At 56.6% G+C, this 11,649-nt stretch carries 11 protein-coding genes; 7 read left to right on the top strand and 4 right to left on the bottom strand.

The genetic code is table 11. The features are described from left to right. Positions 1-288 precede the first annotated feature (288 nt). Complete coding sequence (locus HEQ34_RS10555; RefSeq protein ID WP_296200203.1) at positions 289-1,182, bottom strand: prephenate dehydratase; 894 nt, start codon at positions 1,180-1,182, stop codon at positions 289-291. A gap of 146 nt (positions 1,183-1,328) precedes the next feature. Between HEQ34_RS10555 and HEQ34_RS10550 the strand changes: the two genes are divergently transcribed. Further along, on the top strand, positions 1,329-1,955 hold the full coding sequence (locus HEQ34_RS10550) for a cytochrome c family protein (RefSeq protein WP_296200200.1): 627 nt from the start codon (positions 1,329-1,331) through the stop codon (positions 1,953-1,955). 10 nt (positions 1,956-1,965) lie between these two features. On the opposite strand, the gene HEQ34_RS10545 is transcribed toward HEQ34_RS10550, so the two are convergent. Then, positions 1,966-2,832, bottom strand: coding sequence for an LOG family protein (locus HEQ34_RS10545; RefSeq protein WP_296200198.1), 867 nt, complete (start codon positions 2,830-2,832; stop codon positions 1,966-1,968). 40 nt (positions 2,833-2,872) lie between these two features. Further along, positions 2,873-3,532, bottom strand: coding sequence for an extensin family protein (locus tag HEQ34_RS10540; RefSeq protein ID WP_296200196.1), 660 nt, complete (start codon positions 3,530-3,532; stop codon positions 2,873-2,875). Between the two features lie 103 nt (positions 3,533-3,635). On the opposite strand from HEQ34_RS10540, the gene HEQ34_RS10535 reads away from it, so the two are divergent. The 6 genes from HEQ34_RS10535 (at position 3,636) to HEQ34_RS10510 (ending at position 10,307) form a co-directional block, all read left to right on the top strand. Continuing rightward, the gene (locus HEQ34_RS10535; protein ID WP_296200194.1) at positions 3,636-4,223 is read left to right on the top strand and encodes a ferric reductase-like transmembrane domain-containing protein; all 588 of its coding nucleotides are present in this window, start codon (positions 3,636-3,638) and stop codon (positions 4,221-4,223) included. A 2-nt stretch (positions 4,224-4,225) separates the two neighbouring features. Continuing rightward, the gene (locus HEQ34_RS10530; protein WP_296200191.1) at positions 4,226-4,540 is read left to right on the top strand and encodes a PepSY domain-containing protein; all 315 of its coding nucleotides are present in this window, start codon (positions 4,226-4,228) and stop codon (positions 4,538-4,540) included. Between the two features lie 103 nt (positions 4,541-4,643). Then, positions 4,644-5,768 (top strand): phosphoserine transaminase, encoded by a 1,125-nt coding sequence (locus tag HEQ34_RS10525; RefSeq protein WP_296200190.1) that lies wholly within the window; start codon positions 4,644-4,646, stop codon positions 5,766-5,768. Between the two features lie 107 nt (positions 5,769-5,875). Then, positions 5,876-7,459 carry a phosphoglycerate dehydrogenase gene (gene serA, locus HEQ34_RS10520; protein ID WP_296200188.1) on the top strand — a complete coding sequence of 528 codons (1,584 nt, stop codon included), beginning with the start codon at positions 5,876-5,878 and terminating at the stop codon, positions 7,457-7,459. A gap of 307 nt (positions 7,460-7,766) precedes the next feature. Further along, positions 7,767-8,879: an ATP phosphoribosyltransferase regulatory subunit gene (locus tag HEQ34_RS10515; protein ID WP_296200186.1), complete on the top strand. Its 1,113-nt coding sequence runs from the start codon at positions 7,767-7,769 to the stop codon at positions 8,877-8,879. A gap of 138 nt (positions 8,880-9,017) precedes the next feature. Continuing rightward, positions 9,018-10,307: an adenylosuccinate synthase gene (locus HEQ34_RS10510; RefSeq protein WP_296200185.1), complete on the top strand. Its 1,290-nt coding sequence runs from the start codon at positions 9,018-9,020 to the stop codon at positions 10,305-10,307. Here the strand turns inward: HEQ34_RS10510 and HEQ34_RS10505 are convergent. After that, the gene (locus HEQ34_RS10505) at positions 10,304-11,605 is read right to left on the bottom strand and encodes an MFS transporter (RefSeq protein ID WP_296200184.1); all 1,302 of its coding nucleotides are present in this window, start codon (positions 11,603-11,605) and stop codon (positions 10,304-10,306) included. The genes HEQ34_RS10510 and HEQ34_RS10505 overlap by 4 nt on opposite strands. Between the last annotated feature and the right edge of the window lie 44 nt (positions 11,606-11,649).

The following is an 11,649-nucleotide window of genomic DNA, read 5'->3' as shown; positions in this document are numbered from 1 at the left end:
CCCCAGAATAAGGGAGCCGTAGGCGTTGCGGAGCAACAGCGGGACCATGCGAAGCATGGGGGAGGGGCACGCTCTGGTTATCCGGACCTTTTGGCGTAGTGATACCCTGAACGTGCCCCTCCACCAGCTTCGCTGGTCCCCCTCCCCCGGTGGGGGAGGAATAAGTACAGGCTGGTGTCCATCACGTGTGTCTGGCTAGATCGACAGGCGTGATGGGCCCCAGCCTGCGCTGGGGCGACGGGGAAAGTTGGTGGGCGGAGAAAAGCCTTGACGCTGTTCCCGCCAGCCTCAACCCCGCTCGCGGGTTTGCATATAGGTGCCGAGCAAGCGGACCGAGTTGCAGTGGAAGCGTAGCTCTTCCAATGCGCGGTCGACGGCTGGGTCGCCCGGTGCGCCTTCGATATCGGCGAAGAATTCGGTTGCGGCAAAGCTTGCGCCGTTTTGATAGCTTTCCAGTTTCGTCATGTTGACGCCGTTGGTCGCAAAGCCGCCCATCGCCTTGTACAAAGCGGCGGGGATGTTCTTCACCTCAAAAATCAGCGTGGTCATTAACGTGCCCGTCAGGGTGCTCCGGTCGGCTGGCGTGCGTGAAAGCACCACAAAGCGGGTGGTGTTGCTGTCATCGTCTTGCACCGCGTCGTTAATGGCGACGAGGCCATAGAGGTCCGCGGCAATCGGGGGCGCAATGGCCGCCGCCGACGGGTCGTCATTGGCAGCGACAAACGCAGCGGCGGCGGCGGTATCCGCATAGGCCACAGGGATAATGCCGTTGGCGCGTAAATAATGGCGGCATTGGCCAAGCGCTTGCGGATGGCTCATGGCGGTTTTGAGAATGGCATCTGCCGATTTTGCCATGAGGCAATGGCGGATCGACATAAAATGCTCGGATATGATGCTGAGGCCCGATTCTGGCAGCAGAAAGTGGATGTCGGCCACGCGGCCATGCAGCGAATTTTCAATGGGGATAATCGCGCACGCGGCCGTTCCGTCCTTGACTGCATCAATGGCGTCTTCGAACGAAAAACAGGGCAGGGGGAGGCAATCGGCGTCATATTCCAACGCTGCCAAATGCGAGTTTGCCCCTGGCGCGCCTTGAAAGGCAATCGCTTTTGCGGGATGTTGTTGTGCAGCAAGCGTCATGTCTTTGACGATTGCCAGTGCGGGTGCGGGATAACTGTTCATGCTGCGCAGTCGTTAGGATAGGCAGACTTATCGGGCAAGTGTGGATTTGGACACTTGCACCCGCCAACGCGCGCCATTAGAGGGGCCCCTAGAACCGGCCATCATTCTGCGCCGGTGTTTTAACGCACTTTCAAGGCTGATAAACAATGGATGATCGTAGTAACACAATTGCAGGCTGGGTTTTGGCAGGCGGCATCGTCGCGCTTGGACTAAGCATCGTCACGGGCATGTATTTCCACCCAGAGACGCCCGAGAAAGAGGGCTTTGCCGTTGTGGCTGAGGCGGCGGGCGAAGCGGGTGGCGCTGCGGTTGTGCCAATCGCAACGTTGCTTGCAACCGCAGATATCGCCAAGGGCGAAGCTGTGTTCAAGAAGTGCGCGGCTTGCCATACGATTGCACAAGGTGGCGCAAACGGCATTGGTCCGAATCTGTGGGCAGCCATGGGTAAGGCGCATGGTCATGTCGCCGGATTTGCGTATTCCGACGCGTTGAAAAGCGTTCCAGGTAACTGGGATTGGGAAGGCATGGACAAATGGTTGGCCAATCCTAAGAAATATGCGCCGGGTACCAAAATGACCTTCGCTGGTCTGGGCAATCCGGAAGAACGCGCGAACCTGATCTTGTATATGAACGCGCAAGGTTCAAACTTGCCATTGCCAACACCCCCTGTGGCAGAAGCCCCTGCCGATGATGCAGCAGCCGCCCCTGCCTCAACGGGTGATGCTGCCGCCGCACCAGCAGCCGGAGCAGCACCAGCACCTGCCGCGAAATAATCCGGTTAAATCAATGTGACACTTCGTAGAAATTGCAGATGGCATCCCATGCCTCTTCTGCGGTTTCTACGAACTGGAATAACTCCAGATCAGGCGGGCTGATAACGCCCTCGAGCATAAGCTCCTCAAAATTCACAACGCGGTTCCAAAATTCGCGCCCGAACAACAGGATCGGCATCTTCTTGATCTTGCCGGTCTGAACTAGCGTCAGCAGCTCAAAAAATTCATCAAAAGTGCCAAAGCCGCCGGGGAAAACCGCAACGGCGCGTGCGCGCAGCAGGAAGTGCATTTTGCGCAAAGCGAAATAATGGAATTGAAAGCTTAAACGGGGCGTTACGAACAGGTTCGGCGCTTGTTCATGCGGCAGAACGATATTCAGGCCAACCGATTCTGCGCCGACATCATGCGCGCCGCGATTGGCGGCTTCCATGATGGATGGACCACCGCCTGAACATACCACGAAATGGCGCCGGCCTTCTTGATCGGTAACATTGGCTTTTCCGGCCAATTGCGCCAAATGGCGCGCTTCTTCGTAAAAGCGGGATTTTTCCTTCATCCGTTCGGCGATGATGGTTGCGCGCTTCCCTTGCGCAGCGGCGCGTAAAGCGTCGGCGGCGGCGGGTTCAGGAATGCGCGCCGAACCGTAGATGACCAGCATCGAACCGATGTTTGCCTCATCAAGCAACATTTCGGTTTTGAGCAGTTCCAACTGGAAACGCACAGGGCGCAGGTCTTCGCGCAGCAGGAAGTCCGTATCCTGAAAGGCCAGTCGATATGACTTGCTTTGCGTTTGCGGCGTAGAGAGTTGCTGTTCAGCAAAATCCGCTTCTTGTTGTGCTTTGTAGAAGCGGCGATCGTTAATTTTTGTGTCTGTCATTACCCTGCATGTAGGGCGAACAAGTTGCTTTTGCCAGCCCTTATCGGCAATAAGCGGTGCCGTCGCGCATCGATTTGGCCATATCAAAATGGAAATGGTTTGCATGCGCGGCGTTGTAGTCCGGGCCAAGGACGGTGCCAAATCTCCTGCAGGCAGATTGGTGTAAACGGCGCAGGAATGCCCGTTCTTCGGGTGATCCGCGCCAACCGTTCAGCACGGATATCCGCCGTCCATCGCGCAGGACAAAGGCGGATACATCAACAGCATTCGCAAATGCATGTTCAGATAGTCTGCCGGATCGACCGCCATTAACAGCGCGGCAGTTGAATGTGCCCATGGTCTCAATCTTGATCACCGGACTGCCAAGATATTGCTTGGCCGCAGGTGCCACGGCATAGCGCGCCCAATCGGTAAAGCTTGACGCAAGTGGGCATGTCATCGCCCCCAAATTTGTTGCCTGCGTGCCAAAGTCCATGAGCTTGATAGTGTCGATCATGCGGCATCCGCCGTCGAAACTTTTGCTAGGCAGCCCTGCAAAGCGCACCGATTTGGACTTAAGGCCAGCCAAGCATTGGCGGGCACTGTCCGACGTCATGTTTTCGCTGGATCGCGGCGATTGCGGCTTTTCCCGTCCACCGCACGACGCCAGCGCAAAGACGCCAGCGATCAGCAGAAATCTTTGAAACAGGCCCAATGTCATAAAAGCGTCTTAACGCATAAATTGTTCTGCGCAGCCAAAAAATGACGGCCGATGTTGCAATTTGCGCGTTGCATAGCGCGCGACAGGCGATTATCGCCGATGCATGTTGCGAATCATTCTTAATAAGAAGCCGACATTCTGGGCATTATTGTGTCTGCCCGCTATGTTGATGATGCGCCCTTATGTTTTCGGCGATGTAATCGCGATGGATATGCTGCACCCAACGGGCGAATGGTCGGCACGCTTCATGATTGCCGCGATGGTGCTTAGTCCCTTATTGTCGCTGATTGGGCCTCGGCCATGGCTGAGCTGGCTTATTCAGCGCCGTCGGGCATTGGGCGTTGCGGCTTTTGGCTATGCGATTTTACATCTGATTTTTTACATCATCGATATGGCGAATCTCGACGATATTCTCGCCGAATTTTGGGCGCTTGGTATCTGGACCGGTTGGGCCGCGATATTATTGTTTGTGCCCTTGGCGGTGACCAGCAATGATGCGTCCATGCGTGCGTTAAAGGCTGGCTGGAAACGTCTTCAACGCCTTGTCTATCCTGCCGCTCTGCTCGTTCTTGTCCATTGGATATTCATCCACAATAATTTAGGACCAGCGCTCGTGCACTTCATCCCGCTCGTGCTGCTCGTTGCCGCACGATATTTCCTTGCCAACAGACCCATTTTTAAAGGAGCATGAATATGCGTTTATGGACACCTCTTTCGCTGGCCGCTGTGGCCACTATCGCCTTTGCATCGGTTCCCGCATCGGCAACCGGCGCAATCACCTGCAAATCAGGGCCCGTTTCCGGATGGAAAAGCCAAAAGGCGCTGACCGACAAGCTGACCAAAGAAGGTTGGACTGTGCGTAAGTCGAAAGTCGATGGCGGCTGCTATGAAGTTTATGGCACCACCCCCGAAGGCGACCGCGTCGAGGCCTATTTTCACCCCGTCACGCTCGAGAAATTATATGTCAGCCGCCGTGGCGAAGTATTGTTTCGCAAGACGGGTTATTGATAGCTTTTTGTAATAGTCATTGACAAAGCCGGGGCCGCGCCTAAACGCGGCTCCGGGCCACGCGGTCCCAACGCCGCGCTGCTCTCTGCAAGGAGAAGCTTACATGACTATAGTACCCCCCGCCGTTAAACCGGCGCGTCCGTTCTTTTCCTCCGGACCCTGTGCGAAACCGCCAGGCTGGAGCCCGGAAAAACTTCAAACCGAATCACTTGGCCGTTCGCATCGCGCGAAAATCGGCAAGTCACGCCTGCAACTTGCCATCGACCTGATGCGCGAAGTGCTCCAGGTTCCCGATACGCATCGCATTGGCATTGTCCCGGCATCTGACACGGGCGCTTATGAAATGGCGATGTGGACCATGCTCGGCGCACGTCCAGTGACCGCCACGGCGTGGGAAAGTTTTGGCGAAGGCTGGGTGACTGACGCAGTCAAGCAACTTAAAATCGATCCCACTGTAATCCGTGCCGATTACGGGCAATTGCCCGACATGGCGTCGATTGACCAAAGCCACGATGTGCTATTCACCTGGAACGGGACCACATCGGGTGTTCGCGTTCCCAATGGCGACTGGATCAGCGATACCCGCGAAGGGCTGACTTTTAACGACGCGACCAGCGCGGTTTTTGCGTATGACATGCCTTGGGACAAGCTCGACGTGACGACCTTTTCTTGGCAGAAAGTCCTGGGCGGGGAGGGTGCGCACGGCGTAATCATCCTCGGACCACGCGCTGTCGAGCGGCTCGAAACATACACGCCATCATGGCCGCTGCCCAAGATTTTCCGGCTTATGGCCAAAGGCGCCTTGGCTGAAGGTATCTTCAAGGGCGAAACAATCAACACACCGTCGATGCTCGCAGTCGAAGATGTCATCTTTGCACTTGAGTGGGCGCAGACCGTTGGCGGATTGCAGGGCCTGATGGCGCGCAGCAACGCCAATGCGGCGGCACTGGATGACATTGTTGCGGCAAGCGACTTTCTTGGCTTCCTCGCCGCTGATCCCGCTATTCGTTCGAAAACATCGGTTTGCTTGACCGTGAAGGGTGCGGACGAAGCGATGATCAAGAAAATGGCGTCTTTGCTTGAGGCAGAGCATGCGGCCTATGACATCGCCGGATATCGAGACGCCCCGCCGGGCTTGCGCATTTGGTGCGGTGCGACCGTTGATACCGCCGATATTCGGGCGCTCGGGCCATGGCTCGATTGGGCGTACCACAGCGCAAAAGTATAACCCCGTCGCACCAGCGCAGGCTGGTGCCCATCACGTCTCTCGTTTGTCATTGACAGGCGAGATAGGCCCCAGCCTTCGCTGGGGCGACGACCCAAAAGGATAAAATAATGACCAAACCACGCGTACTTATTTCCGACAAAATGGATCCAAACGCCGCCAAGATTTTCGCTGAACGCGGCTGTGACGTTGATGTCATCACCGACAAAACGCCCGACGAACTTGCCGCGATCATTGGCGATTATGATGGCTTGGCCATTCGGTCGTCGACGAAGGTGACGAAACACATATTGGATGCGGCTACGAACCTGAAGGTTATTGGCCGCGCCGGCATTGGCGTCGATAATGTCGATATCCCGAATGCGTCGGCCAAAGGTGTGGTCGTCATGAACACACCTTTTGGCAATTCCATCACCACGGCCGAACATGCCATCGCATTGATGTTCGCCCTCGCGCGTCAATTGCCAGAGGCGAATGCGCAAACGCAAGCTGGTCAATGGCCGAAAAATGATTTCATGGGCGTTGAGGTTACGGGCAAAACACTTGGCCTTATTGGCGCTGGCAATATCGGATCGATTGTCGCGAGCCGTGCGCTGGGATTGCGGATGAAGGTCGTGGCCTTTGACCCGTTCCTCACCGCCGACCGCGCGATTGAAATGGGCGTTGAAAAGGCCGACCTCGATACCTTGCTCTCCAAGGCAGACTTCATCACCTTGCATACGCCGCTGACCGACCAAACCCGCAATATATTGTCGCGGGAAAATCTTGCGAAAACCAAAAAGGGTGTTCGCATCATTAACTGTGCACGTGGTGGGTTGATCGATGAAGAGGCATTGAAAGAGGCGTTGGACAGCGGCCAAGTCGGCGGCGCAGCTTTGGACGTTTTTGCGACCGAGCCAGCGAAGGAATCGCCCCTGTTTGGCACGCCAAACTTCATCTGCACCCCGCATTTGGGTGCATCGACCAATGAGGCACAGGTCAATGTCGCGCTTCAGGTCGCCGAACAAATGGCGGATTATCTCGTCAATGGCGGCGTTACCAATGCGCTGAACATGCCAAGCCTGTCTGCTGAAGAAGCGCCGAAGTTGAAGCCGTACACGACCCTTGCACTAAAATTGGGTTCGCTGGTTGGCCAATTGGCGCACGACAATCTCGACAATATTGCGATTGAGGTTGAGGGCGCTGCGGCGGAGCTCAATATCAAGCCAATTACTGCGGCGGTTCTTGCCGGTTTCATGCGACGTTTTTCCGACGCGGTGAACATGGTCAACGCGCCATTCTTAGCCAAAGAACGTGGCTTTGACATTCGCGAAGTCCGCCATGACAAGGCTGGCGCTTATCACACATTGGTGCGCGTCACCGTCAACACGGCGCAAGGCCCACGCTCGGTTGCAGGTACATTGTTCGCCAATAGCGAAGCACGGCTTGTCGAGATTTTCGGCATCAGCCTTGAGGCGGAGCTGGAAGGCAACATGCTCTATATCGTCAACGAAGATGCGCCCGGTTTCATTGGCCGTGTCGGCACGACCTTGGGTGAGGCTGGATTGAACATCGGCACATTCCATCTGGGCCGTCGCAGCGCGGGCGGTGAGGCAGTTTTACTGCTCTCGATGGACGCGGCGATCCCTGAATCTGTCCTTGAACAGCTTGGTACGCTTCCCGGTGTGAAAACCGTGAAGGCGCTGAAGTTTTAGGGTCAGGACCACTTAAATCCACCTTCGCGGCGTCAAAATGGCAAAGATATCGAAGGAAAATGGCCGCCGCAGGCAGTCATTCTGCCTGCAAGGGCATTTTTCTTTGAGATCGAAGCCATTTTGGCGTCCTTCGGATTTGACCCATACTGTCCATTGCCGCGTTGGCAAGCTTGGACTTAGAACCACTAAGCCCTGCGCTTGCCGCCTTGCACTGAACAGTATGGCCTCAAACCGCAAAGGTGGATTTAAGTAGTCCTGACCCTAAGCTGGGGCTTCCCCGCCACGACTTTTGCGGTAAAGAGTGCGCATGAATAATCCACCTGATTTGCTGCCCGAAGGGTATCGCGACCGCCTTCCGCCTCAAGCGGAGGTTGCGGTGCGGGTGTCGCGGGCGATGATCGACGTGCTGGCAAGCTACGGCTATGCGCGCGTGGCACCGGCCATGGCGGAATTTGAATCGGTGCTCGCCAAACATAGCGGCAATGCCGCGCGTAATCAGCATTTGCGCTTTACCGACCCTGTGTCGGGCCACACGCTGGCGCTGCGCGATGATATCACCGTGCAGGTCGGGCGCATCGCCACGACCCGGATGAAGGACGCGCCGCGACCGCTGCGCTTGGCCTATCATGGTCAGGTGCTGCGTTTGCGCGCCAAGCAATTGCGACCCGAACGGGAACTGACGCAATTGGGCGCAGAATTGGTCGGCAATGACAGCGTCGCGGCCGCTTGCGAAATTGTTGGCGTTGCCATTGATGCGCTTGAGGCGGCGGGCGTCAAAGACATCACCATTGATTTCACCTTGCCTGATCTTGTGGAACGGCTGGCGGAAAAGGCGCTGCCTTTGGCGAAGGACAAGATTGATGCCGTTCGCTCCGAGCTAGATATGAAGGATGCAGGTGGACTAAGTGCGCTTGGGGCGGATGCCTATTTGCCGCTGCTTGCGGCGACTGGCCCATTTGCAGACGCGGTTCAGAAGCTGCGGGCGATTGATGCTGGCGGGGCGCTCGCGTCGCGAATCCGTGCCTTGGAAGCCATTGCTAGCAATATTGCGGGCCGCGCCAATGTGACGCTTGATCCGACCGAACGGCATGGCTTTGAATATCAAAGCTGGTTCGGCTTCACGATCTTCGCCAAAGGGTATAGCGCTGCACTTGGTCGCGGGGGCACCTATTATATTGATCGTGCCGATGGACCATCGGAACCGGCAACGGGCTTCTCGCTCTATCCCGACCCGTTGATTGATCTGGCTGACGAAGGCTTCATCCGGCGTCTTTTCCTGCCACTTGGCACCGACGCCGTGACCGGCGCAAAAATGCGCCATGAAGGTTGGGTGACGGTATCGGCATTGGATGAGGGTGACAGCGCCGCTGTTCTGCGCTGCACCCATATTTGGATAAACGGTCAAGCCATTCCCGTCTGAAATCGTCTCCCACGCAGCTTTAGGGTGGACGCCAGCCTCGCATAATCATAACGGAGCCCATGGCGAATCCCTTCGCAGGAAAAATCTCCTGCGCAGAAAAAGGCCCCAGAGCTATCTGGCTTTGACAGGGAATATCTGATGGCGAATGTAACCGTAATTGGCGCGCAATGGGGCGACGAGGGTAAAGGTAAGATTGTAGACTGGCTGGCGGAACGCGCCGATGCTGTTGTCCGCTTTCAAGGCGGGCATAATGCCGGCCACACTTTGGTCGTTGGTGACAATGTCTATAAATTATCGTTGCTGCCGTCGGGGATCGTCACTGGCACGCTGTCGATCATCGGCAATGGCGTGGTTCTTGACCCTTGGGCGTTGCGCGATGAAATGACGAAGCTGCGCGGGCAGGGCGTTTCGATCACGACCGAGAATTTTGCGTTGGCGGACAATTGCGCATTGATCTTGCCAATCCACCGCGACTTGGATGGTTTGCGGGAAACCGCAGCGGGTTCGGGCAAGATCGGGACCACAGGCCGCGGCATTGGCCCTGCTTATGAAGACAAGGTGGGCCGCCGCGCGATCCGCGTGTGTGATCTGGCGCATCTCGATGCTTTGGATACCCAGCTTGACCGGCTTTGCGCGCATCATGATGCCTTACGCGCCGGATTTGGCGAACCGCCGGTGGATCGCGCGCGCTTGATCGCCGATCTGAAAGAAATCGCACCCTTTGTTCTGGAATATGCCGAGCCGGTGTGGAGGCGATTGAATAAGGTGCGCAAGGCCGGCGCACGGATATTGTTCGAAGGCGCGCAAGGCGTCTTGCTTGACGTTGACCATGGCACCTATCCGTTCGTAACCTCGTCCAACACTGTCTCAGGCACAGCGGCGTCCGGCTCCGGTCTTGGGCCAAGTGCGGCGGGCTTTGTGCTGGGTATCGTTAAGGCCTACACCACGCGGGTCGGGTCAGGACCATTCCCGACCGAGCTTGAGGATGAAACCGGCCAAAGGCTGGGGGAGCGCGGCCATGAATTTGGCACCGTCACGGGCCGCAAGCGCCGCTGTGGTTGGTTTGATGCCGTTATTGTGCGTCAAAGCTGCGCCGTATCTGGTGTGACCGGCATTGCGCTGACTAAGCTGGATGTGCTCGACGGGTTTGATACGATCAAGATCTGCACCGGCTATCGCCTGCACGGTAAGGTCTATGACTATTTGCCAGCGCATGCGGCAGAGCAAGCCGCCGTCGAGCCCATTTACGAAGAAATGCCCGGTTGGCAGGAAACCACCGCAGGCGCGCGCAGTTGGGCCGACCTTCCGGCACAAGCGATCAAATATATCACGCGTGTGCAGGAGTTGATCGAAACACCCGTTGCCTTGGTATCCACCTCGCCGCAGCGCGAAGATACGATCTTGGTGCGTGATCCTTTTGCCGATTAACCGCTTTTAAGCTCAGCATTTAACCGCAAGCTTGCCCGCCAGAAGAAAAAGGCGGGGATGAGGCCAAGCCATGCTGCGCCATATAGCACCCAACGGACGCTTTCATCGCCCGCCAGCGGCTTGAACGCGTCCGACATCATGCCGAACAATAACGGTCCAAGTCCAAGGCCGATCAGGTTTTGCGCGAACAGCATGAGGGCGGCGGCGACAGCGCGGGCCTCCGGCTTTACCAATCCTTGCACAGTGGCATAGGTCGGGCCGTAATACGCCGCGTTCAATGCCGTTGGCACAAATAACAAAAGTATCGCCACGCGCCAGTCGGTTGCGAAATAGCCCAAGAACAATATGGGTGTTGCAATGACCATGCCGATGGCGGGCGTGGTCAGCAAATGACGTTTATCGATCTTGCCAAATTTGTCGGCCATCATTCCGCCCAGCCAGGTGCCGATCATGCCCGCCACGCCCAAGCCAAGGCCAAGCAAAAGGCCGGTTTCCCCTGGGCTAAGGCCATGCGAGCGAATGAACAAGATCACCGCCCAAACGCTTTTGCCGTAGGAAAGAAACGCCGTGAATGATGCCGCGATTGCCAACATCACAAAGGCGCGCGAGCTGAACACTTCTTTGAGCGCGTCTTTGGTCGAAAGAACCTCGCGCGCCTTTTCGCCCGATAATGCGCGGGCAGCCGCCTCGGCCTTGCGTGGTTCGCGCAATATGAAGGGCAGCAACGCGGCCAATATCAAACCTGGAATGGCGACCGCCATGAATGCCACGCGCCAGCCATAGGCATCGTTCAATGCGCCGCCAATGACGAGGCCCAATAAACTGCCAATCGGAATGCCAAGGCCGTAAAACGCGATGGCTGATGATCTTTTTTCCGGTGGGACGCTGTCGGTAATGAGCGAGTGGGCGGCAGGGGTGCACCCTGCCTCACCTACGCCAACGCCCACGCGGGCGAGCGCGAGTTGGGCGAAATTCTGCGCCAACCCGCATAAGGCCGTCATCGCGGACCAGACCGCCAAGGATATGGAGATCAGACCAACGCGATTGGTGCTGCTATTGTCCGCATAACGGGCGATGGGGATGCCCAACAATGTATAGAAAAGCGCAAAGGCAAGGCCAGTTAACAAACCAATTTGGGTATCGGAAAGGTCGAGATCCCGGCTGATCGGTTCGGCCAAAATATTGACAATCTGCCGGTCGAGGAAATTAAGCACATAAACAACCATCAATATCCACAGCAGCAATTTCGGATTTGTAATCGTCGGTTTTGCCGCAGGCGCGGTCCGGCTGTCTTCCATGAATATCTCCTCTTCCTTCCTGTGTTATGGAATAAATTTTGATA

Source organism: Sphingorhabdus sp., from assembly GCF_023910635.1.
Lineage (GTDB): Bacteria > Pseudomonadota > Alphaproteobacteria > Sphingomonadales > Sphingomonadaceae > Sphingorhabdus_B.
This window is presented reverse-complemented; position numbering and strand designations above follow the sequence as displayed.

Bases quoted from the DNA above. Each gene is read 5' to 3' on its own strand.
- HEQ34_RS10510 (WP_296200185.1), top strand. From the start codon at position 9,018: ATGGCGAATGTAACCGTAATTGGCGCGCAATGGGGCGACGAGGGTAAA.
- HEQ34_RS10550 (WP_296200200.1), top strand. From the start codon at position 1,329: ATGGATGATCGTAGTAACACAATTGCAGGCTGGGTTTTGGCAGGCGGC.
- HEQ34_RS10505 (WP_296200184.1), bottom strand. From the start codon at position 11,605: ATGGAAGACAGCCGGACCGCGCCTGCGGCAAAACCGACGATTACAAAT.
- HEQ34_RS10545 (WP_296200198.1), bottom strand. From the start codon at position 2,832: ATGACAGACACAAAAATTAACGATCGCCGCTTCTACAAAGCACAACAA.
- HEQ34_RS10535 (WP_296200194.1), top strand. From the start codon at position 3,636: ATGTTGCGAATCATTCTTAATAAGAAGCCGACATTCTGGGCATTATTG.
- HEQ34_RS10530 (WP_296200191.1), top strand. From the start codon at position 4,226: ATGCGTTTATGGACACCTCTTTCGCTGGCCGCTGTGGCCACTATCGCC.
- HEQ34_RS10525 (WP_296200190.1), top strand. From the start codon at position 4,644: ATGACTATAGTACCCCCCGCCGTTAAACCGGCGCGTCCGTTCTTTTCC.
- HEQ34_RS10515 (WP_296200186.1), top strand. From the start codon at position 7,767: ATGAATAATCCACCTGATTTGCTGCCCGAAGGGTATCGCGACCGCCTT.
- serA (WP_296200188.1), top strand. From the start codon at position 5,876: ATGACCAAACCACGCGTACTTATTTCCGACAAAATGGATCCAAACGCC.
- HEQ34_RS10555 (WP_296200203.1), bottom strand. From the start codon at position 1,182: ATGAACAGTTATCCCGCACCCGCACTGGCAATCGTCAAAGACATGACG.
- HEQ34_RS10540 (WP_296200196.1), bottom strand. From the start codon at position 3,532: ATGACATTGGGCCTGTTTCAAAGATTTCTGCTGATCGCTGGCGTCTTT.